The sequence below is a fragment of the Streptomyces parvus genome (assembly GCF_014648875.1).
Taxonomy (GTDB): Bacteria; Actinomycetota; Actinomycetes; order Streptomycetales; family Streptomycetaceae; genus Streptomyces; species Streptomyces parvus.
The window spans coordinates 77,057-96,673 of the sequence record NZ_BMRY01000015.1; the positions used below are offsets into that span (position 1 = coordinate 77,057).

Annotated in this window: 18 protein-coding genes; 15 read left to right on the top strand and 3 right to left on the bottom strand. The window is 71.6% G+C overall.

The genetic code is table 11. The features are described 5' to 3' along the window. The first annotated feature begins 124 nt into the window (after positions 1 to 124). Positions 125 to 1,267, top strand: a complete 1,143-nt coding sequence (locus IE140_RS32510; RefSeq protein WP_093445711.1) for a uroporphyrinogen-III synthase — start codon at positions 125 to 127, stop codon at positions 1,265 to 1,267. Positions 1,268 to 1,406: 139 nt separating this feature from the next. Next, on the top strand, positions 1,407 to 1,970 hold the full coding sequence (locus IE140_RS32515; RefSeq protein WP_109178729.1) for a GNAT family N-acetyltransferase: 564 nt from the start codon (positions 1,407 to 1,409) through the stop codon (positions 1,968 to 1,970). On the opposite strand, the gene IE140_RS32520 is transcribed toward IE140_RS32515, so the two are convergent. Then, positions 1,903 to 2,550, bottom strand: coding sequence for a GNAT family N-acetyltransferase (locus IE140_RS32520; RefSeq protein ID WP_373296210.1), 648 nt, complete (start codon positions 2,548 to 2,550; stop codon positions 1,903 to 1,905). The two genes, IE140_RS32515 and IE140_RS32520, sit on opposite strands and share 68 nt — an antisense overlap. 105 nt (positions 2,551 to 2,655) lie before the next feature. Here IE140_RS32520 and IE140_RS32525 point away from each other — a divergent pair, with 105 nt between their 5' ends. From IE140_RS32525 to IE140_RS32550, 6 genes are all read left to right on the top strand, one after another. After that, complete coding sequence (locus tag IE140_RS32525) at positions 2,656 to 3,342, top strand: CGNR zinc finger domain-containing protein (protein WP_225680038.1); 687 nt, start codon at positions 2,656 to 2,658, stop codon at positions 3,340 to 3,342. 66 nt (positions 3,343 to 3,408) lie between these two features. Then, complete coding sequence (locus IE140_RS32530; RefSeq protein ID WP_024263532.1) at positions 3,409 to 3,996, top strand: sigma-70 family RNA polymerase sigma factor; 588 nt, start codon at positions 3,409 to 3,411, stop codon at positions 3,994 to 3,996. Next, on the top strand, positions 3,993 to 4,958 hold the full coding sequence (locus tag IE140_RS32535; RefSeq protein ID WP_150195569.1) for an anti-sigma factor family protein: 966 nt from the start codon (positions 3,993 to 3,995) through the stop codon (positions 4,956 to 4,958). Before IE140_RS32530 ends, IE140_RS32535 begins: the two co-directional genes overlap by 4 nt. 101 nt (positions 4,959 to 5,059) lie before the next feature. After that, positions 5,060 to 7,432 (top strand): HelD family protein, encoded by a 2,373-nt coding sequence (locus IE140_RS32540; protein WP_189460949.1) that lies wholly within the window; start codon positions 5,060 to 5,062, stop codon positions 7,430 to 7,432. Between the two features lie 425 nt (positions 7,433 to 7,857). Then, positions 7,858 to 9,294, top strand: a complete 1,437-nt coding sequence (locus tag IE140_RS32545) for an NAD-dependent malic enzyme (protein ID WP_150195565.1) — start codon at positions 7,858 to 7,860, stop codon at positions 9,292 to 9,294. A gap of 578 nt (positions 9,295 to 9,872) precedes the next feature. After that, the gene (locus IE140_RS32550) at positions 9,873 to 10,154 is read left to right on the top strand and encodes an HU family DNA-binding protein (RefSeq protein WP_003968811.1); all 282 of its coding nucleotides are present in this window, start codon (positions 9,873 to 9,875) and stop codon (positions 10,152 to 10,154) included. Between the two features lie 112 nt (positions 10,155 to 10,266). On the opposite strand, the gene IE140_RS32555 is transcribed toward IE140_RS32550, so the two are convergent. Next, complete coding sequence (locus IE140_RS32555; protein WP_189460951.1) at positions 10,267 to 10,758, bottom strand: DUF2000 domain-containing protein; 492 nt, start codon at positions 10,756 to 10,758, stop codon at positions 10,267 to 10,269. On the opposite strand from IE140_RS32555, the gene IE140_RS32560 reads away from it, so the two are divergent. Continuing rightward, positions 10,757 to 11,671: a helix-turn-helix transcriptional regulator gene (locus tag IE140_RS32560; RefSeq protein ID WP_373296211.1), complete on the top strand. Its 915-nt coding sequence runs from the start codon at positions 10,757 to 10,759 to the stop codon at positions 11,669 to 11,671. The two genes, IE140_RS32555 and IE140_RS32560, sit on opposite strands and share 2 nt — an antisense overlap. Positions 11,672 to 11,721: 50 nt before the next feature. Here the strand turns inward: IE140_RS32560 and murA are convergent, their stop codons facing one another. Continuing rightward, entirely contained in the window at positions 11,722 to 13,062 is a 1,341-nt protein-coding gene (gene murA / locus IE140_RS32565) for a UDP-N-acetylglucosamine 1-carboxyvinyltransferase (protein ID WP_006124927.1), read from the bottom strand. 287 nt (positions 13,063 to 13,349) lie between these two features. On the opposite strand from murA, the gene IE140_RS32570 reads away from it, so the two are divergent. From IE140_RS32570 to IE140_RS32595, 6 genes are all read left to right on the top strand, one after another. Then, positions 13,350 to 13,910 (top strand): YqgE/AlgH family protein, encoded by a 561-nt coding sequence (locus IE140_RS32570; protein ID WP_032765060.1) that lies wholly within the window; start codon positions 13,350 to 13,352, stop codon positions 13,908 to 13,910. Positions 13,911 to 13,940: 30 nt separating this feature from the next. Beyond that, positions 13,941 to 14,237, top strand: coding sequence for a DUF3039 domain-containing protein (locus tag IE140_RS32575; RefSeq protein WP_006124925.1), 297 nt, complete (start codon positions 13,941 to 13,943; stop codon positions 14,235 to 14,237). Between the two features lie 238 nt (positions 14,238 to 14,475). Further along, positions 14,476 to 15,780 carry an extracellular solute-binding protein gene (locus tag IE140_RS32580; RefSeq protein ID WP_109178722.1) on the top strand — a complete coding sequence of 435 codons (1,305 nt, stop codon included), beginning with the start codon at positions 14,476 to 14,478 and terminating at the stop codon, positions 15,778 to 15,780. A gap of 2 nt (positions 15,781 to 15,782) precedes the next feature. Then, complete coding sequence (locus tag IE140_RS32585) at positions 15,783 to 16,769, top strand: carbohydrate ABC transporter permease (protein ID WP_032765058.1); 987 nt, start codon at positions 15,783 to 15,785, stop codon at positions 16,767 to 16,769. Continuing rightward, the gene (locus IE140_RS32590; protein WP_050486837.1) at positions 16,766 to 17,662 is read left to right on the top strand and encodes a carbohydrate ABC transporter permease; all 897 of its coding nucleotides are present in this window, start codon (positions 16,766 to 16,768) and stop codon (positions 17,660 to 17,662) included. Before IE140_RS32585 ends, IE140_RS32590 begins: the two co-directional genes overlap by 4 nt. Before the next feature lie 4 nt (positions 17,663 to 17,666). Beyond that, complete coding sequence (locus IE140_RS32595) at positions 17,667 to 19,376, top strand: beta-N-acetylhexosaminidase (protein ID WP_150195563.1); 1,710 nt, start codon at positions 17,667 to 17,669, stop codon at positions 19,374 to 19,376. Positions 19,377 to 19,617: the final 241 nt, after the last annotated feature.

The window sequence follows — 19,617 nt, forward strand, 5'->3', positions numbered from 1 at the left end:
CCGAGCCTGTCACGCACTGTTGGCAGTCTCGGGCCTCCGCACCTCGCCTCACCAGCGGGAACCATCGCGTATCAGCGGGGAACCATCGCGCACCAGCGGGAACACAGGAGCCGGGGAACACGCCATGCAGGACGACGACACAACGCACGGCCCCCTCGCGGGCTTCACCGTGGGGGTGACCGCCGCCCGCCGGGCCGAGGAGCTGGGCACCCTCCTCAAACGCCGCGGGGCCGCCGTCCTGCACGCCCCCGCCCTGCGGATCGTGCAGCTCGCCGACGACAGCGAACTCCTCGCCGCCACCAAGGAACTGATCGCCCATGCCCCCGACGTGGCGGTCGCCACCACCGCGATCGGCTTCCGCGGCTGGATCGAGGCGGCCGACGGCTGGGGCATCGGCGACGCGCTCCTGAAGACCCTGCGCGGGGTCGAACTCCTCGCCCGGGGCCCCAAGGTCAAGGGCGCCATTCGGGCCGCCGGGCTCTCCGAGGCCTGGTCGCCCGGGTCCGAATCGATGGCCGAGGTCCTCGACCGGCTCCTCGCCGAAGGCGTCGCGGGCCGCCGGGTCGCCCTCCAGCTGCACGGCGAACCGCTGCCCGGCTTCGTCGAGTCCCTCACGGCCGCGGGCGCCGAGGTCGTCGTCGTCCCCGTCTACCGCTGGATGCCGCCGCAGGACATCGCCCCGCTCGACCGGATGCTCGACGTCACGGCCGCCCGGGGCCTGGACGCGATCACCTTCACCAGCGCGCCCGCCGCCGCCTCGTTCCTGGGCCGGGCCGAGACCCGCGGACTGCTCCCGGAGATCCTCGGCGCCCTGCGCGACGACGTGCTGGTCGCCTGCGTCGGACCGGTCACCGCCCTCCCGCTCCAGGCCCGGGGCATCGACACCCTCCAGCCCGAACGTTTCCGGCTCGGCCCCCTCGTCCAGCTGATGTGCGCCCACCTCCCGGCGTCCGCCCGCATCCTGCCCGTCGCCGGCCACCGCATCGAGATCCGGGGCCACGCCGTCCTCGTCGACGACGAACTGCGCGCGGTGCCGCCCGCCGGGATGGCCCTCCTGCACGCGCTGGCCCGCCGCCCCGGCTGGGTCGTGGCCCGCGCCGACCTGCTGCGGGCCCTGCCCGGCAGCGGCACCGACGAGCACGCGGTGGAGACGGCGATGGCCCGGCTGCGTTCGGCGCTGGGCGTGCCGCGGCTGATCCAGACGGTCGTCAAGCGCGGCTACCGGCTGGCGCTGGACCCGTCGGCGGACACGAAGTACGGGCGCTGAGAGGGCGTACGGCGTACGGCCGGGGCTCCGGAGGCGTACAGCGTACGGCCGGGGCTCCGGAGGCGTACGTACGGCGACGGGCGGCGCGGAGGGCCTGGGGGCGTACGGAGAACCCGGCCGCCCCGGATAGCGTGACCCGATGACCGACCGCATCCACCTGCTCGCCCCGGACGTGGCCTTCCGGCCCGCCGAACTCGCCGACGCACCCTCCTTCGCCGCCACCCTCACCCGCAACCGCGCGTACATGCGCCGCTGGGAACCCGTACGCCCCGAGGCCTTCTACACCGTCGAGGGCCAGGCCGCCCGGCTCACCGCCCTGCTGGCCGACCGGGACGCCGGGCGGGCCGCGCCCTGGGTGCTCGCGGACGCCGACGAACGGGTGATCGGCGCCTTCACGCTCTCCGCGATCGAGCGGGGCCCGTTCCGCAACGGCCGCCTCGGCTACTGGGTCGCCGAGGACCACGCCGGACGCGGCCTGGCCACCGCCGCCGTCCGCGCGGTCTGCGAGGAGGCCCGCCACCGGCTGGGCCTCCACCGCGTCGAGGCCGCGACCGTCACCGACAACGCCCCCTCCCAACGGGTGCTCGCCAAGGCCGGGTTCGAGCGGACCGGCACCGCGCCCGGCTATCTGCACATCAACGCCCGCTGGCGCGACCACCACCTGTTCCAGCGGCTTCTCCACGACGATCCGCCGACGGGCTGACCGTCGCGGCCGCCGGAGCCTCTCGTGCATGGACATGGCCGTCCAGCGGATAGTCCGGCGGCAGCGCCGGGATCACCCGTGCCAACGGGTATCCGCACTTCTCCGCCACCCGGCACGAGGCCGCGTTGTCCACCTGGTGCAGCAACTCCAGCCGGGTCAGGCCCTGTTCGGCGAAGGTCGTGAACGCCCAGTCGGTGAGCGCCGCCAGCGCCCGGGTCGCCACGCCCCGGCCGCGCGCCGACGCCGTCGTCCAATAGCCCACCTCCGCGAGGCCGTTCGACGGATCCGACCGCTTCAGCACGACATTGCCGAGCAGTTCGTCCTCCCGCCCGCTCTCCGTCACGGCGAAGGCGAACCGGGTGCCCGCCGCCCACCCCGTGCGCTGCGTCCGAAGCCAGTCGGCCGCCTCCTCCGGCCCGAAGACCTGGACGGCCAGCCATCTCCGCATCGCCGGATCCTCGTACGCCCGCAGCACCGAGGGCAGATCCTCCTCGCGCCACCGGCGCAGCCGCAGCCCCTCCGGGCCGGTCACGGTGCTCTCGCCGTACAGGTCCATGTGCATCTCCCCCTCGTGCTCCATGGCCGTCACGGTACGGGGGCGGCGGCGGGGGTTCCGGCCGGGCCCCGGCAGGAGCACTCTGGGGGTGGTCGTTCCACCGGGTGACCCAAGGCGGTGAGCGGGATCATGGCAGTGGGCAGGGGTGCGCGGATGTGGCGCTTCGACGCGGGCCGGATCTGCCTCGATCTGGTGGCCACGGAACGCGCGGGCGGGGTGCCCGGCACCTGCGAACAGCTGGACGCACCGGGCCACTTGACCCAGTGGCTGACCGCCGCCGGGCTCGTCCCGCCGGGCACCGCGCTGGACGCGCTGGACGACACCTGGGTGGCACGCTTCCACGAACTGCGCTCCGCCGTATCCCGGTTGATGGCCGCCCAGCTCGGCGGGCCCCCGGCCGACGGTGCGCTGGAGCGGGTCAACTCCCTTGCCTCCGCCGCGCCTCCGGGACCCCGCGCGGTGCGCGGCGCGGACGGTGTCCTGGTGCGGGCCCTGAGCGCCACGCCCGACTGTGCGGGACTCCTCGCCGTCGTCGCCCGGGACGCGGTGGACCTGCTCACCGACCCCGTCGCGCGTGCGGCTCTGCGCCGCTGCCAGGGAGAGGCCTGCCACCGGCTCTACCTGGACACCTCGCGCGGCGGGCGGCGGCGCTGGTGCTCCGGCGAGGTCTGCGGCAACCGCGAACGGGTCGCCCGGCACCGGCGCCGGACCTCGGGACCGGCCGGTGCGTCCGGCCCGGCGACCCCCGGCCCGTCCGGCCCCGGTGAACCCGGCCCGTACGGCCCGGAGAAAGAAATTCCGCCCGGCGTTGAATGAACCGGCGCCCACCCCCGTATCGATGGTCCAGGAGCTCGTTTCAGAGGTCTCGACCGGGAGGTTCGGGTGCGCAAGGATGCGGCCGTGGCCGATGACCGTCCGCACAGGGCTCGACATCGCAGTGAGCCGCCCCCGCCCCCTTCCGGGATACCGGACGAGGAGCTGATGCGGGCGCTGTACCGCGAACACGCCGGGCCGCTGCTCGCGTACGTCCTCCGACTCGTCGCGGGCGACCGCCAGCGGGCCGAGGACGTGGTGCAGGAGACACTCATCCGTGCCTGGAAGAACGCCGGCCGGCTCAACCGGGCCACCGGCTCCGTCCGACCCTGGCTGGTGACGGTCGCCCGGCGCATCGTCATCGACAACCACCGCAGCCGGCAGGCCCGGCCGCGCGAGGTCGATCCGTCGCCGCTGGAGGTCATTCCCGCGGAGGACGAGATCGACAAGGCGCTGTGGCTGATGACGCTCTCGGACGCGCTCGAAGATTTGACCCCCGCGCACCGGGAAGCATTGGTCGAGACCTACTTCAAGGGGCGTACGGTCAATGAGGCCGCCGAAGTGCTCGGTGTCCCCAGCGGGACCGTGCGGTCCCGGGTGTTCTACGCACTGCGTTCGATGAAGCTCGCACTCGAAGAGAGGGGGATCACGGCATGAGCGACCAGCAGTGGCAGCCGTTCGGGCCCCGGCCTCCCGGTCACCGTACGCCGTCCGGTCCCTCAAGTCCCCCGTATACGGCGGGTCCTGCACACCCCTCAGGGCCCGCTCACCTCGCAGGCGTCCCCGCCCCGCCCGGTCCGCCCGGACCCTTCGGCGCCGGACCCGGCCCCGGCCCGGGGCCCGCGCACTCCGAAGGCTCCGAACACGACGCGGCCGCCGCGTACGTCCTCGGCATCCTCGACGACGCGCAGGCGAGCGACTTCGAGGCCCACCTCTCGGGCTGCGCCCGGTGCGCCGCGCATCTCGACGAGTTCGCGGGGATGGAGCCGATGCTCGCGATGCTCGCCGAGGCCCCGTCCGCCGTACCCGGCGCCCGCCCCGTACCGCATGTGCCCGAGAAGCCCGCGCCCCGGCTGCTCGGCGGACTGATGGACGAGGTCGCGCGCAAACGCCACCGCCGCTCCCGGCGCAGCCGGTACTGGGTCGCCGCGGCCGCCGCCCTGATCGTCGGCGGCCCGGTCGCCGCGTTCGCGGTCACGGCGGGCGACGACCGCGGCGGCGGATCGGTGGCCGTGGGCGAGCCGCACCCCACCAGCCCGGCCGAGGACTCCTTCTTCGAGCACATGACGGAGAAGGTCTCGGCGACCGACCCCACCACCCGGGTCGGTGCGACCGTCGGCATGGAGGAGAAGGGCTGGGGCACGCACACGGTCCTGGAGCTGAAGAACGTCAAGGGACCCCAGAAGTGCACCCTGGTCGCCGTCTCCAGGACCGGTGAGGAGGAGATCGTCACCTCCTGGTCCGTCCCGCAGTGGGGGTACGGCATCGAGGGCGCGACGAACCCGGCGGCGAAGGCCCCGTTGTACGTGCACGGCGGGGCGGCGATGGACCGCGAGGACATCGCCCGCTTCGAGGTGCGGACCTTCGACGGGGAGCGGCTGGTGGAGATCGGAGCCTGACCAGGGCGCGACGCGCGACCGCCTGCTGGTCGGCAGGTGCGCGCGGGCCCCCTTCGCTATAGGGTTGACGGCTGCCCAGTGCCGTTAAGAAGGGGGCCTCGGTGGCCGCGCAGGATGCCGCTGTCGAATCGCTGCGGGACCGGGAAATCGGTGTCGAGCAAGAGCATCTCGACCGTGTTTATCACCGCCTCGAAGAGAAGATCCACGAGGCGGAGTTCCTCATGAACGACGCCGTCAAGCGCGGCCAGGTCGGTACCCCCGGCGCGCTCGCGGAGCGGGACGCCCAGGTGTTCCGGGCGGGGATCCACCTCAACCGGCTGAACAGCGAGTTCGAGGACTTCCTCTTCGGGCGGATCGATCTGCTGCTCGGCAAGGACGGCGAGCGCGGCCCGGACGGCGCGTACACCTCCGTGGAGCCGGCCGACGACTCCGTACGCGACGACGCGACCGCCGATATCGCGGAGACGCTCCACATCGGCCGGATCGGGGTCCTGGACTCCGACTACGCGCCGCTGGTGATCGACTGGCGGGCCCCGGCCGCCGCCCCGTTCTACCGCTCCACCCCGAAGGACCCGGGCCGTGTCGTACGCCGCCGGGTCATCCGCTCCAAGGGCCGCAAGGTCCTCGGGGTCGAGGACGACCTGATGCGCCCGGAGCTGACCGCGTTCCTCGGCGGCGAGAAACTGCCGGTGATCGGGGACGGCGCGCTGATGGCGGCGCTCGGCCAGGCCCGCAGCCACACCATGCGGGACATCGTCTCCTCCATCCAGGCCGAACAGGACCTGGTCATCAGGGCTCCCGCCGCCTCCGTCACCGAGGTCACCGGCGGCCCCGGCACCGGCAAGACCGCCGTCGCCCTGCACCGGGCCGCGTATCTGCTCTACCAGGACCGGCGGCGGTACGCGGGCGGCATCCTGATCGTCTCGCCCACCCCGCTCCTGGTCGCGTACACCGAAGGGGTGCTGCCCTCGCTCGGCGAGGAGGGCCAGGTCGCGATCCGCGCGATCGGCTCGCTCTCCGACGACGCGGCGGGCCTCGAAGGCGCCACCGGGTACGACGAACCGGCCGTGGCCCGGGTCAAGGGCTCCTCCCGGATGCTCCATGTGCTGCGCAAGGCGGCCCGGGGCGCCCTGGAAGTCCCGCGGCCGGTGGGCGAGGGGGGCCGGCTCGCCTTCGGGGAGGAGCCCGCGCAGGCGGCCGCCCCGGCGACTCCCACCCGGCTGCGCGTCGTCGCCTTCGGCGCCCGGATCGAGCTGGAGGCCGAGGAGCTGCGGCGTATCCGGCACAACGCCCTGGGCGGCACCGCCCCGGTCAACCTGCTGCGCCCGCGCGCCCGCAAGCTGCTGCTGGACGCCCTGTGGAACAAGTCCTCCGGGCGCGGCCGCTACACCGACCCGGAACTGATCGCGGAGCTGCGCTCCTCGTTCGACGAGGACGTCTCCACCGAGACTCCGTTCCTGGAGTTCCTCGACGCCTGGTGGCCCGAGCTGACGCCCCGCCGGGTGCTGGCCGCGATGGCCGACGAGAGGCGGCTGGCCCGCTGGTCCAGGCGCATCCTCAACCAGGGCGAGACGCGCCGCCTGGCCCGCTCCCTGGGGCGCCTGGACGCGGACGGCAACGGGCCGCTCTCCGTCCACGACGTGGCGCTCCTGGACGAGCTCCAGGCGCTGCTGGGCACCCCGAACCGGCCCAAGCGCAAACGCGAGGCCGATCCGCTGGACCAGCTCACCGGGCTCGACGAACTGATGCCGCAGCGCGAGGAGACCCAGTGGGAGCGGGCCGAGCGGCTGGCGGCGGAGCGCACGGAGTACGCGCACGTCATCGTCGACGAGGCGCAGGACCTCACCCCGATGCAGTGGCGCATGGTCGGCCGCCGCGGCCGGCACGCCACCTGGACGATCGTCGGCGACCCGGCCCAGTCCTCCTGGTCCGACCCGGACGAGGCCGCCGCGGCCCGGGACGAGGCGCTCGGCTCCCGGCCGCGCCGCCGCTTCACCCTCACCGTCAACTACCGCAACCCGGCGGAGATCGCGGAGCTGGCCGCCAAGGTGCTGGCGCTGGCCATGCCCGGCATGGAGTCCCCGGCGGCGGTCCGCTCGACCGGGGTGGTGCCGCGCTTCGAGCCGGTACGCGACGGGGACCTGGCCGCCACGGTCCGCGAGGAGGCCGCCCGGCTGCTGGAGCAGGTGGACGGCACGGTCGGCGTGGTCGTCGCGATGAACCGGCGCGCCCGGGCCCGCGAGTGGCTCGCGGAGCTGGGGGAGCGGGTGGTGGCGCTGGGCAGCCTGGAGGCCAAGGGGCTGGAGTACGACGCCACGGTGGTCGTCTCGCCCGCGGAGATCGCGGACGAGTCCCCGGCCGGGCTGCGGGTGCTGTACGTGGCGCTGACCCGGGCGACGCAGCAGCTCACGGTGGTCTCGGGGGAGCGGGACATGCCGGACGAGGACGGGGTGCCGGACCTGCTCAGGGACTGACGCCGGGCCGGTCGGGAAGGGTTCCGCGAGTCAACCCGGCGCACGGGAATCACTTTTCCGGGGTCTTTGTTACCGTGGTACTGGCACCGGCTCGATCCAAGCCCCCGGGCCCAACCTTCGTCGCTTCGAGCGACCACTTGCCGCGAGGCGAGCATGGCGGGTCGGTGCCACTCAACTGAAGAAGACAGACCCGCGTCACCTCCCGGTGGCGCGGGTCTGTTCTCGTTGTGGGCGGTCCGTCGGCGGCTTTCCGGCCCGTTGGGGGTTCCGCCGAACGGGTGATCTCTCGTATGGTGGAAACTACTTTCCGAAAGGCGGCAGTCATTACCGGCTACCAGTCGGTAGGTGCGACGATCGGAAAGCACATCCGGAACCCACCCTCCGGATGTGCGGCAATGAAGCTAAGGAAAGCGAAGGACTCGGCCATGGCAACGGCGCCCAGCGTCTCGTACTCGATGACGGTCAGGCTGGAGGTGCCCGCGAGCGGCACCGCGGTCTCCCAGCTCACCACGGCCGTCGAGTCCTCCGGGGGCTCGGTCACCGGCCTCGACGTGACCGCGTCCGGCCACGAGAAGCTGCGGATCGACGTCACCATCGCCGCCACCTCCACCTCGCACGCGGACGAGATCGTCGAAGGTCTGCGCGACATCGAGGGCGTCGTGCTGGGCAAGGTCTCCGACCGTACGTTCCTCATGCACCTCGGCGGCAAGATCGAGATGGCGTCCAAGCACCCCATCCGCAACCGTGACGACCTGTCGATGATCTACACCCCGGGTGTCGCCCGGGTCTGCATGGCCATCGCCGAGAACCCCGAGGACGCGCGCCGCCTCACCATCAAGCGCAACTCCGTCGCAGTTGTGACGGACGGCTCCGCGGTGCTCGGCCTCGGCAACATCGGCCCGAAGGCCGCGCTGCCCGTCATGGAGGGCAAGGCGGCCCTCTTCAAGCGCTTCGCCGGCATCGACGCCTGGCCGATCTGCCTGGACACCCAGGACACCGACGCCATCGTCGAGATCGTCAAGGCCATCGCCCCCGGCTTCGCGGGCATCAACCTGGAGGACATCTCCGCGCCCCGCTGCTTCGAGATCGAGGCCCGGCTGCGCGAGGCCCTCGACATCCCCGTCTTCCACGACGACCAGCACGGCACCGCGATCGTCGTGCTCGCCGCCCTCACCAACGCCCTGCGCGTGGTGGGCAAGAACATCGGCGACGTACGGGTCGTCATGTCCGGCGCGGGCGCGGCCGGTACGGCCATCCTGAAGCTGCTCATCGCCGCGGGCGTCAAGCACGCGGTGGTCGCCGACATCCACGGCGTGGTGCACGCCGGACGCGAGGACCTGGTCGCCGCCGACCCCGACTCGCCGCTGCGCTGGATCGCGGACAACACCAACCCCGAGGGCGTCACCGGCACCCTCAAGCAGGCCGTCGTCGGAGCCGACGTCTTCATCGGTGTCTCCGCCCCGAACGTGCTGAACGGCGACGACGTCGCCGCGATGGCGGACGACGCGATCGTGTTCGCGCTCGCGAACCCGGACCCCGAGGTCGACCCCGCGATCGCCCGTCAGACGGCCGCGGTCGTCGCCACCGGCCGCTCGGACTTCCCCAACCAGATCAACAACGTGCTGGTCTTCCCGGGTGTCTTCCGAGGTCTGCTGGACGCTCAGTCCCGCACCGTCAACACGGAGATGATGCTCGCCGCCGCCGGCGCCCTGGCCGACGTGGTCGCCGAGGACGAGGTCAACGCGAACTACATCATCCCCTCGGTCTTCAACGACAAGGTCGCGGGCGCGGTCGCCGGAGCCGTACGCGCCGCCGCGAAGGCCGTCGGCGTCACCGCGGGAGCCCCCTCCCCGACCGTCTGACCTAGGGCCTCTCGTTTGGTTCATGTCGGGCTCGCGGGGTCCGGCACGCACATCTGCGGCGTTGTCGTCAATCACCAACTTCCCCAAGCTCTCGACTTCGCTCGAGCAGGGGAGGCCCCATCCGCGTTGCCTCAATCCTCCGCCTTGCAGCTGCACGCACCAGACCCCGCTCCCTGATCCGACATGAACCAAACGAGAGGCCCCAGCCGTTTCGGGGTTCTTCCGGGGGGTACGCGCGAAGTACCCCGGGCCGCACCCGCCCGTGCCGTACGGCGCGTCGCGGGTCGCGGCGCCCCAAACGCCCCTTTAGGGTGGGCGGGCAGTGGGCCCTGCGGGGCCCGGCATCCGCTGCGGACCGCTCGGCCAAGTCGACGGAGCGTCACCACGAGCAAACCGTGGCGCTTTTCATTGACCCCGAAGGGGTTCCGGATTGGCTTTCCCGCCGCTGGTGGGGGCAGGATGCGTAATCGGGCGAGAGGGTCTGACATCAGACCCGGGTCCGGGGACTGTCAGAGGGCCCTGGCAGCATCGGCTTCGATCTCACGCCTCACAGGCAAGAAGAACACGGGAGTAACAACATGAACCGCAGTGAGCTGGTGGCCGCCCTGGCCGACCGCGCCGAGGTGACTCGCAAGGACGCCGACGCCGTGCTGGCCGCGCTCGCCGAGACCGTCGGTGAGATCGTCGCCAAGGGCGACGAGAAGGTCACCATCCCCGGTTTCCTGACCTTCGAGCGCACCCACCGTGCCGCTCGCACCGCCCGCAACCCGCAGACCGGCGACCCGATCAACATCCCCGCCGGCTACAGCGTGAAGGTCTCCGCGGGCTCGAAGCTCAAGGAAGCCGCCAAGGGCAAGTAACCCCCAGGCGCGACGAGGGCGGCCACTCCCGACCAGGGGTGGCCGCCCTTGCGCATGCCAGGGGCACATGCGCCCCGTACGGCCCCGCCGGTACGCCCGGGGCCCTCGGTGGTCACGGATGCATCCGCGCGCCCTTCAGGACCTTGTCCACGGCGTTCCGCGGCCCGTACACGGCCAGGCCCACCAGATCCAGCGAGTCCCGCCCCACCGCCCGTACGGCCGCCCGGTTGTCCCGGTCGTTTCCCGTGCCGAACAGGTCCGAGGTGAACACGGCCACCGTCAGGGACCGGGCGAGCGCCTTCGTGTGCGCGGCGGTCAGCGTCTCCTTCGCCCCCTCGAAGACCAGCACCGGCTGCCGCAGCATCGGCAGGTACGCGGTCGCGTTGGCGTCCTCGTAGGGCTCGCCGATCACCTCCGGCGCCGCCGTCCCCAGACCGCTCACCAGGAAGGCGGTCACGTTCAGCCGCTGCCAGGTCTCCAGGTCGTCGCGGAGCAGCACCGCGATCTTCGTGTCGAAGCGGACGGGCGCGGTGACGGGCGCGGTCTTGTCGCCGCCCGCGTTCCCGTACGTGTTTCCCGTGGCGTTCTCGTGCGTGTTTCCCATGGGTCGAGACTGGCCGCCGCCCCGCCGACGCGTCTTGTACGTTCTTGGCGTGACCCGCGTGAGCCGCCCGCAGGAGATCTCGGCCTGGCGACCGTCCGTCGCCGGGGTCGTGGAGGTCTTCCATGCCCGCTTCACCGAGCACGCCTACCCCATGCACGTCCACGACGCCTGGACGCTCCTGATCGTCGACGACGGGGCCGTCCGCTACGACCTGGACCGCCACCAGCACGGCACCCCGGACGGCACCGTCAGCCTGCTGCCGCCGCAGGTCCCGCACAACGGTTCGCCCGCCACCCCGGACGGGTTCCGCAAACGGGTGCTCTATCTGGACATGACCCAGCTCGACGCGAGCCTCATCGGGCCCGCCGTCGACACCCCCGACCTGGCCGACCCGCTGCTGCGCGCCCGCGTCGCCCGGCTGCATACCGCCCTCGCGGACCCGGGCGACGCGCTGGAGGCGGAGAGCCGCCTGGCGTTCGTCGGGGAGCGGCTGCGCGGCCATCTGCGGCCCCTGGCGGCCTTGGAGCCGCCACTGCCCCGTCCGGGCGTCGCCCGGGACCTGCGCGAGCTGCTGGACGAGCGGCTGCGGGAGGGTGTCACGCTCGCCGAGGCCGCCCGGCTGGTCCACGCGCACCCGACCCATCTCGTACGGGCCTTCAGCGCGGCCTACGCGATGCCGCCGCACCAGTACGTGACGGCCCGCCGGGTCGACCGAGCCCGCCGCCTGCTGCTGGAGGGCGTCTCCCCGGGGGAGGCCGCCGTCGCGGTCGGCTTCCACGACCAGTCCCACCTCACCCGGCACTTCAAGCGGATCGCGGGCACCACCCCGGGCCGGTTCGCACGGTCCCGGGAAGCACAGGAAGCACGGGAAGCACGGGAAGCACGGGAAGCACGGCGCCCCGGCCCTCTGTGAGGGCCGGGGCGCCGGGTGCGCAGTGCTGTGTGCGGCAGCACTGAGCGGGGTCAGACCAGGGAACCGCCCGGCAGCTCCACCTTCGCGCCGAGCTTCTCCAGCTTCTCCATGAAGTTCTCGTAACCGCGGTTGATCAGGTCGATGCCGTGCACCCGGGAGGTGCCCTGCGCCGCCAGCGCCGCGATCAGGTACGAGAAACCGCCCCGGAGGTCCGGGATGACCAGATCCGCGCCCTGCAGCTTCGTCGGTCCGGAGACGACCGCCGAGTGCAGGAAGTTGCGCTGGCCGAAGCGGCAGTCCGAGCCGCCCAGGCACTCGCGGTAGAGCTGGATGTGCGCGCCCATCTGGTTGAGCGCGGAGGTGAAGCCGAGCCGCGACTCGTACACCGTCTCGTGGACGATCGACAGACCCGCGGCCTGTGTCAGCGCCACCACCAGCGGCTGCTGCCAGTCGGTCTGGAAGCCGGGGTGCACGTCCGTCTCCAGCGCGATGGCGTTGAGCGCGCCGCCCGGGTGCCAGAAGCGGATGCCCTCGTCGTCGATCTCGAAGGCGCCGCCGACCTTGCGGTAGGTGTTGAGGAAGGTCATCATCGAGCGCTGCTGGGCGCCGCGCACGTAGATGTTGCCCTCGGTCGCCAGTGCGGCCGACGCCCAGGAGGCGGCCTCCAGGCGGTCCGGGATCGCCCGGTGGGTGTAACCGTCGAGCTTGTCGACACCGGTGATCCGGATGGTCCGGTCGGTGTCCATGGAGATGATCGCGCCCATCTTCTGCAGTACGCAGATGAGGTCCTCGATCTCCGGCTCGACGGCCGCGTTGGACAGCTCGGTGACGCCCTCGGCGAGGACGGCGGTGAGCAGCACCTGCTCGGTGGAGCCCACCGAGGGGTACGGCAGCCGGATCTTGGTGCCGCGCAGCCGCTGCGGGGCCTCCAGGTACTGGCCGTCGGCCCGCTTCTCGATGGTCGCGCCGAACTGGCGCAGCACCTCGAAGTGGAAGTCGATCGGCCGGCCGCCGATGTCGCAGCCGCCCAGGCCCGGGATGAAGGCGTGGCCGAGGCGGTGCAGCAGGGGGCCGCAGAACAGGATCGGGATGCGCGACGAACCCGCGTGGGCATCGATGTCGGCGACGTTCGCCGACTCGACGTGCGAGGGGTCGAGGATCAGTTCGCCCGGCTCGTCGCCGGGGCGGACGGTGACGCCGTGCAGCTGGAGGAGTCCCCGGACCACCCGTACGTCACGGATGTCGGGAACGTTGCGGAGGCGGCTGGGCCCGCTGCCGAGCAGCGCGGCGACCATGGCCTTCGGCACCAGGTTCTTGGCGCCTCGGACGCGGATCTCGCCCTCCAGCGGGGTGCCGCCGTGGACAAGCAGGACATCGTCTGTGCCGGTCATGTATCTCGCGTTCCGGAGTGGTCGGGCAGGGGGCCAACGAAAAGGGTAATGGCCTCCTACCCCCCTTCCGTAAGGCGAAGGGGGGTGTACGAACGTCATGAATCCGCCACAACACCCTCTGCGCACCCGATCTTGCGGAGGGTTACCGTCCGGATGGCCCACAGCATCCCCGCCGGACGGTGCGCTCCCCGTGCCTCCGTGCGCCCTGAGCTGCGCTCGCTCTCCTGAGGGCGGCATCACGGGTACTCGCCTCCCGCGAAGGGCGAAGATGCGGGATCATTCGTGCCATGACCGAGGTGTCCTCGCTCACAGGGCGACTGCTCGTGGCCGCACCCGCCCTCACGGACCCGAATTTCGACCGCGCGGTGGTGCTGCTCCTCGACCACGACGAGGAGGGTTCCCTCGGCGTGGTCCTCAACCGCCCGACCCCGGTCGGCGTCGGCGACATCCTCGCGTCCTGGGCCGCCCTGACCGGCGAACCGGACGTCGTCTTCCAGGGCGGCCCGGTCTCGCTCGACTCCGCTCTCGGTGTGGCGGTGATCCCCGGCGACGAGGGCCCGCTCGGCTGGCGGCGGGTGCACGGGGCGATCGGTCTGATCGACCTGGAGACCCCGCCGGAGCTGCTCGGCCCCGCCCTCGGCTCGCTGCGGATCTTCGCCGGGTACGCGGGCTGGGGCCCCGGTCAACTGGAGGGCGAGCTGACCGAGGGCGCGTGGTACGTGGTCGAGTCCGAGCCCGGCGACGTCTCCTCCCCGCGCCCCGAACAGCTCTGGCGTGCCGTGCTCCGCCGCCAGCGCAGCGAGCTCGCGATGATCGCCACGTATCCGGACGACCCTTCGCTCAACTGATCCCCGCCTCTTTCAGTACCCTTGGCGGTTATGAGCACTCTTGAGCCCGATCGCGGGGCAGGCACCGGGACCCTCGTCGAGCCGACGCCGCAGGTGTCGAGGGGCGACGGCGACCACGAGCGCTACGCCCATTACGTCCAGAAGGACAAGATCATGGCGAGCGCCCTGGAGGGCACTCCCGTGGTCGCGCTGTGCGGAAAGGTCTGGGTGCCGGGGCGCGACCCCAAGAAGTACCCGGTCTGCCCCATGTGCAAGGAGATCTACGAGTCCATGGGCGCCGGCGGCGACAAGGACAAGGGCAAGGGCGGCGGCAAGGACAAGAAGTAGGTCCGGCCCCCACTCCTGCAAGGCCCCCGGGGCGTGCGACACCGCACGCCCCGGGGGCCTTTGCCGTACCCCCTCACGGAAGGTGACCGCGCGGTCGCGTTGCACGGGCTGCGTCCGCTGGTCACAGAGTGGTCGAGACCACTTGTCGTCTCCGGAACGCAGGCCTACTCTCCTGCCAGTTGTGCAGAACGAAACGCACGTTGCACATGATGCAACGCTTGACCGGTAGGGGTTCCGGATGAAGCTTTCTGCCCGAATTGCCGCCCCCGTTGCGGCGCTTGTGCTGGCCGGCCTCACCGCCACCGCCTGTGCGCCGCAGACCTCCGACACGAGTGCGAAGGGTGACGACAAGAGCGGAACGCTCCGCGTCTGGCTCTTCCAGGAAGTCGGCAACAAGCCCAAGGAGAAGGTCGTCGACGCGGCCGTCGCCGAGTTCGAGAAGGCCCACAAGGGCGCGAAGGTCGAGATCGAGTACATACCCGTCGACACCCGCGCGCAGCGCATCAAGGCCGCGTTCAACGACCCCAAGAGCGCCCCGGACCTCATCGAGTACGGCAACAGCGACACCGCCGGATACGTCAAGGACGGCGGACTCGCCGACATCACCGAGGAGTTCGGCGCCTGGGACGAGGCCAGGGACACCGACCCGATCGCCAAGCAGTCCGTCACCGTCGGCGACAAGGTCTACGGCGCGCCCTTCTTCGTCGGCGTCCGGGCCCTCTACTACCGCACCGACGTCTTCGAGGACCTCGGCATCGATCCCCCCAAGTCCCAGGCCGAACTGATCTCCACCGCCAAGAAGATCCGCAAGGCCAAGCCCGACCTCTACGGCCTCGCGGTCGGCGGCGCGTACACCTACGGAGCAATGCCCTTCATCTGGGCCAACGGCGGCGAACTCGCGGGCGAGACCGGCGGCACGTACAAGTCCGGCATCAACAGCGAGAAGTCCCGCAAGGGCATCGAGGCCTACACCTCCCTCTTCGGCGACGACAACTGTCCGGCCGCCAAGTGCGCCTCCATGGGCGGCAACGCCACCGTGACCGCCTTCGCCTCCGGCAAGGCCGCCATGGCCATCGGCGGCGACTTCAGCCACGCCGCCGTCGAGGCGGGCGCGGTCAAGGGCAAGTACGCCGTCGTGCCGCTGCCCGGCGTCGCGGAGAACTCCATCGCCCCGGCCTTCGCGGGCGGGAACAACCTCGGCGTCCTCAAGAGCAGTTCGCACCGCACCCTCGCCGTCGACCTGATGAAGTCGCTGTCCGGCAAGAAGACCCAGGCCCAGATGTTCGACGCGATGGGCTTCCTGCCCACCTACACCGACGTCCGGGACAACGCCGCGAAGAAGGAGCCCTTCGTCGCCCCGTTCGTCGAGACCCTCGGCGCGGGTGCCAAGTTCGTCCCCGCCTCGCCCGCCTGGGGCCAGATCGACGCCTCGCTGGTCCTGCCGACGATGTTCCAGGAGATCGTCTCCGGCCGTAAGGACGTGGCGAAGGCCTCGGACGACGCGGCGAAGAAGATGGACGCGGCCTTCACCGAAGCCGGCTGACGATGACCACGCACACCTCACCGCTCAAGGCCCCGCCCGCGGGCGGAGCCGGGGCGGGCGGCGCCACCCCGGCAGCCCGCCCGCCCCGGCGCCCCCGGTCCGTATCGCCCGCGAACCGCTCCGGCTGGACCCCCTGGCTCTACCTCCTGCCCGCCCTCGTCCTGCTCGCCGGACTGCTGGTCTACCCGATCTACCAGCTCGGCCTGATCTCGTTCCTGGAGTACACCCAGGCCCAGGTCAGCGGCGGCGAACCCACCACCTTCCAGGGCTTCGGCAACTACGCGACGCTCTTCAACGACAGCCAGTTCTGGCAGGTCCTCCTCGCCACCGTGCTCTTCGCCGCGGCCTGCGTGGTCTCCACCCTGGCCGTCGGCTGCGCGCTCGCCGTCCTGCTCACCCGCATCCGCGCCCTGCCCCGGCTCGCGCTGATGATGGCCGCGCTCGGCGCCTGGGCGACCCCCGCGATCACCGGCTCCACCGTCTGGGTCTTCCTCTTCGACCCCGACTTCGGACCGGTCAACAAGGTGCTCGGACTCGGCGACTTCTCCTGGACGTACGGCCGCTACAGCGCCTTCGCCCTCGTCCTCCTCGAAGTCCTCTGGTGCTCGTTCCCGTTTGTGATGGTCACCGTCTACGCGGGCATCCGGGCCATCCCCACCGAGGTGCTGGAGGCCGCCTCGCTGGACGGCGCGTCCCAGTGGCGGATCTGGCGCACCATCATGGCGCCGATGCTCAAGCCCATCCTGATCGTCGTCACCATCCAGTCGATCATCTGGGACTTCAAGGTCTTCACCCAGATCTACGTCATGACCAACGGCGGCGGTATCGCCGGCCAGAACCTGGTGCTCAACGTGTACGCGTACCAGAAGGCGTTCGCGTCCTCGCAGTACAGCCTCGGATCGGCGATCGGCGTCGTGATGCTGGTGATCCTGCTGGCCGTCACGCTGGTCTATCTGCGCCTGGTGAGGCGCCAGGGGGAGGAACTGTGAGCGCGACGACCGACAGCGCCGTACGGACACGTCCCGGAGGCGGCGGTGGCGCACGCACGTTCCTGCGCGTCAAGCGGCCCGGCAGGCTGCTGGCCGAGGCCGCCGCCCTGCTCATCGCCGTCGCGGTCGCCTTCCCGCTGTACTGGATGGTGCTCTCCGCCTTCAAACCGGCCGGGGAGATCCAGTCCACCGAGGCCCGCCCCTGGACGCTCGCACCCTCGCTCGACTCGTTCCGCCGGGTCTTCGAGCAGCAGGACTTCGGCCGCTACTTCCTCAACAGCCTGCTGGTGGCGGGCACGGTCGTCGTCCTCTCCGCGCTGATCGCCTTCCTGGCCGCCACCGCCGTGACCCGCTTCCGCTTCAAGTTCCGCACCACCCTGCTGATCATGTTCCTGGTGGCGCAGATGGTGCCGGTGGAGGCGCTGACCATCCCGCTGTTCTTCCTCATGCGGGACTTCGGCCAGCTGAACACCCTCGGCTCGCTGATCCTGCCGCACCTCGCCTTCTCGCTGCCGTTCGCCATCTGGATGCTGCGCGGCTTCGTCAAGGCCGTGCCCGAGGCGCTGGAGGAGGCCGCCTACATCGACGGGGCCAGCCGCACCCGCTTCCTGTGGCAGATCCTCTTCCCGCTGGTCTTCCCGGGCCTGGTCGCCACCAGCGTCTTCTCCTTCATCACCACCTGGAACGACTTCCTGTTCGCGAAGTCGTTCATCATCAGCGACACCTCCCAGTCGACGCTGCCGATGGCGCTGCTGGTCTTCTTCAAGCCGGACGAGAACGACTGGGGAGGGATCATGGCAGCCTCGACCGTGATGACCATCCCCGTCCTGGTCTTCTTCGTACTCGTACAGCGACGCCTCGTCTCCGGACTGGGCGGAGCGGTTAAGGACTGACGTCATGACACCCGAGAACTCCCCCTCCCCGGGCGCCGTGGACGCCGCTGCCCTCGGTCTGATCCCGGCCCCGCGCACCCTGACCGCGGCCGCCGCCGGGCCCTACCCCCTCGGCTACCGCACCCCGCTGACCGCCGGACCGGGCACCGAGGGCGTCGCCCGCTGGCTGCGCGCCACGCTCGGCCCGCCCACCGGACTGCCCCTGCCCGAGGGCGACGGCACCGGCACGAGCGCGGCCGACGGCTCCGGGCGGGGCTCCACCGGTCAGGGCATCGTGCTGGAGCTCGACGAGTCCCTCGCCCCCGAGGGCTACCGCCTGGCCGTCGAGGCGAACGCCGTGCGCATCACGGGCGGCACGGCGGCGGGCGTCTTCCGGGGCGCCCAGACCCTCCGTCAGCTCCTCGGCCCCGACGCCTTCCGCCGCGCCCCCCTCGCCCCCGGCCGCACCTGGGAGGTCCCGCCGGTCGTCGTCGAGGACGAACCCCGCTTCGGCTGGCGCGGAATGATGCTCGACGTCTCCCGGCACTTCCTGCCCAAGGACGACGTCCTGCGCTACCTGGACCTGCTCGCCGCCCACAAGCTGAACGTCTTCCACTTCCACCTCACCGACGACCAGGGCTGGCGCATCGAGATCAAGCGCTACCCGCGCCTCACCGAGGTCGGCTCCTGGCGCTCCCGCACCAAGTACGGCCACCGGGCCTCCGAGCTGTGGGACGAGACCCCCTACGGCGGCTTCTACACCCAGGACGACATCCGCGAGATCGTCGCCTACGCCGCCGAGCGGCACATCCGGGTGGTCCCCGAGATCGACATCCCCGGCCACTCGCAGGCGACCATCACCGCCTATCCCGAGCTGGGCAACACCGACGTCATCGACACCACCGCCCTCTCCGTCTGGGACAACTGGGGCGTCAGCCCGAACGTACTCGCCCCCACCGACAACACCCTGCGCTTCTTCGAAGGCGTCCTGGAGGAGGTGCTGGAGCTCTTCCCCGCCGAGACCTCGCCCTTCGTCCACATGGGCGGCGACGAGTGCCCCAAGGACCAGTGGAAGGAGTCCCCGCTCGCCCAGGCCCGGATCGCCGAACTCGGCGTGAAGGACGAGGACGGCCTCCAGTCCTGGTTCATCCGGCACTTCGACGCCTGGCTCACCGCCCGCGGCCGCCGCCTCATCGGCTGGGACGAGATCCTGGAGGGCGGCCTCGCGGAGGGGGCCGCGGTCTCCTCCTGGCGCGGTTACGGCGGCGGCATCGCGGCCGCCGAGGCCGGGCACGACGTCGTCATGTGCCCCGAGCAGCAGGTGTATCTGGACCACCGTCAGGACGGCGGTTCCGACGAGCCGATGCCCATCGGGTACGTACGGACCCTGGAGGACGTCTACCGCTTCGAGCCCGTCCCGCCGGGCCTGAGCGAGGAGGCGGCCCGTCACATCCTGGGCACCCAGGCCAACGTGTGGACCGAGGTCATGCAGAACCGGGACCGCGTCGACTACCAGGTCTTCCCGCGCCTCGCCGCCTTCGCCGAGGTCGCCTGGTCCGCCCTGCCCGCCCCGGCCGACCGGGACTTCGCCGCCTTCGACGCCCGGATGCGGGCCCACTACGCCCGCCTCGACGCCCTCGGCGTCGACTACCGCCCGCCGGGCGGCCCGTACCCGCGCCAGCAGCGCCCCGGCGTCCTCGGCTTCCCGCGAGAGGGGGAGCCTCCGGTGGTGTGACCCGCGTACCGGCCCCCGTCGGCCGCAGCCGTCCTCCGGGACCGCTGCGGCCGACGTGCGTCCGGGAACGGTTCGCGCCCCGGACCCGGGAACGCTTCGCTCCCCGACCCGGGAACGGATCCGGGGCGCGAACCGTATAAGTCGTACAAGCCTCGCCAGGAGTGGCAATTCACCTTCCCCGCCGAAGACATGCGAAACCGGAACATCTCGCAGGTCAGGGGCGTATCCACCCTTCGCGGAC

Excerpts from the sequence above, each read along its gene's own strand:
- IE140_RS32585 (WP_032765058.1), top strand. The coding sequence starts at position 15,783 with ATGACCACGCACACCTCACCGCTCAAGGCCCCGCCCGCGGGCGGAGCC.
- IE140_RS32520 (WP_373296210.1), bottom strand. The coding sequence starts at position 2,550 with ATGGAGCACGAGGGGGAGATGCACATGGACCTGTACGGCGAGAGCACC.
- IE140_RS32545 (WP_150195565.1), top strand. The coding sequence starts at position 7,858 with ATGGCAACGGCGCCCAGCGTCTCGTACTCGATGACGGTCAGGCTGGAG.
- IE140_RS32560 (WP_373296211.1), top strand. The coding sequence starts at position 10,757 with ATGGGTCGAGACTGGCCGCCGCCCCGCCGACGCGTCTTGTACGTTCTT.
- IE140_RS32535 (WP_150195569.1), top strand. The coding sequence starts at position 3,993 with ATGAGCGACCAGCAGTGGCAGCCGTTCGGGCCCCGGCCTCCCGGTCAC.
- IE140_RS32570 (WP_032765060.1), top strand. The coding sequence starts at position 13,350 with ATGACCGAGGTGTCCTCGCTCACAGGGCGACTGCTCGTGGCCGCACCC.
- IE140_RS32525 (WP_225680038.1), top strand. The coding sequence starts at position 2,656 with ATGGCAGTGGGCAGGGGTGCGCGGATGTGGCGCTTCGACGCGGGCCGG.
- IE140_RS32595 (WP_150195563.1), top strand. The coding sequence starts at position 17,667 with ATGACACCCGAGAACTCCCCCTCCCCGGGCGCCGTGGACGCCGCTGCC.
- IE140_RS32515 (WP_109178729.1), top strand. The coding sequence starts at position 1,407 with ATGACCGACCGCATCCACCTGCTCGCCCCGGACGTGGCCTTCCGGCCC.
- IE140_RS32575 (WP_006124925.1), top strand. The coding sequence starts at position 13,941 with ATGAGCACTCTTGAGCCCGATCGCGGGGCAGGCACCGGGACCCTCGTC.
- IE140_RS32510 (WP_093445711.1), top strand. The coding sequence starts at position 125 with ATGCAGGACGACGACACAACGCACGGCCCCCTCGCGGGCTTCACCGTG.
- murA (WP_006124927.1), bottom strand. The coding sequence starts at position 13,062 with ATGACCGGCACAGACGATGTCCTGCTTGTCCACGGCGGCACCCCGCTG.
- IE140_RS32555 (WP_189460951.1), bottom strand. The coding sequence starts at position 10,758 with ATGGGAAACACGCACGAGAACGCCACGGGAAACACGTACGGGAACGCG.
- IE140_RS32550 (WP_003968811.1), top strand. The coding sequence starts at position 9,873 with ATGAACCGCAGTGAGCTGGTGGCCGCCCTGGCCGACCGCGCCGAGGTG.
- IE140_RS32580 (WP_109178722.1), top strand. The coding sequence starts at position 14,476 with ATGAAGCTTTCTGCCCGAATTGCCGCCCCCGTTGCGGCGCTTGTGCTG.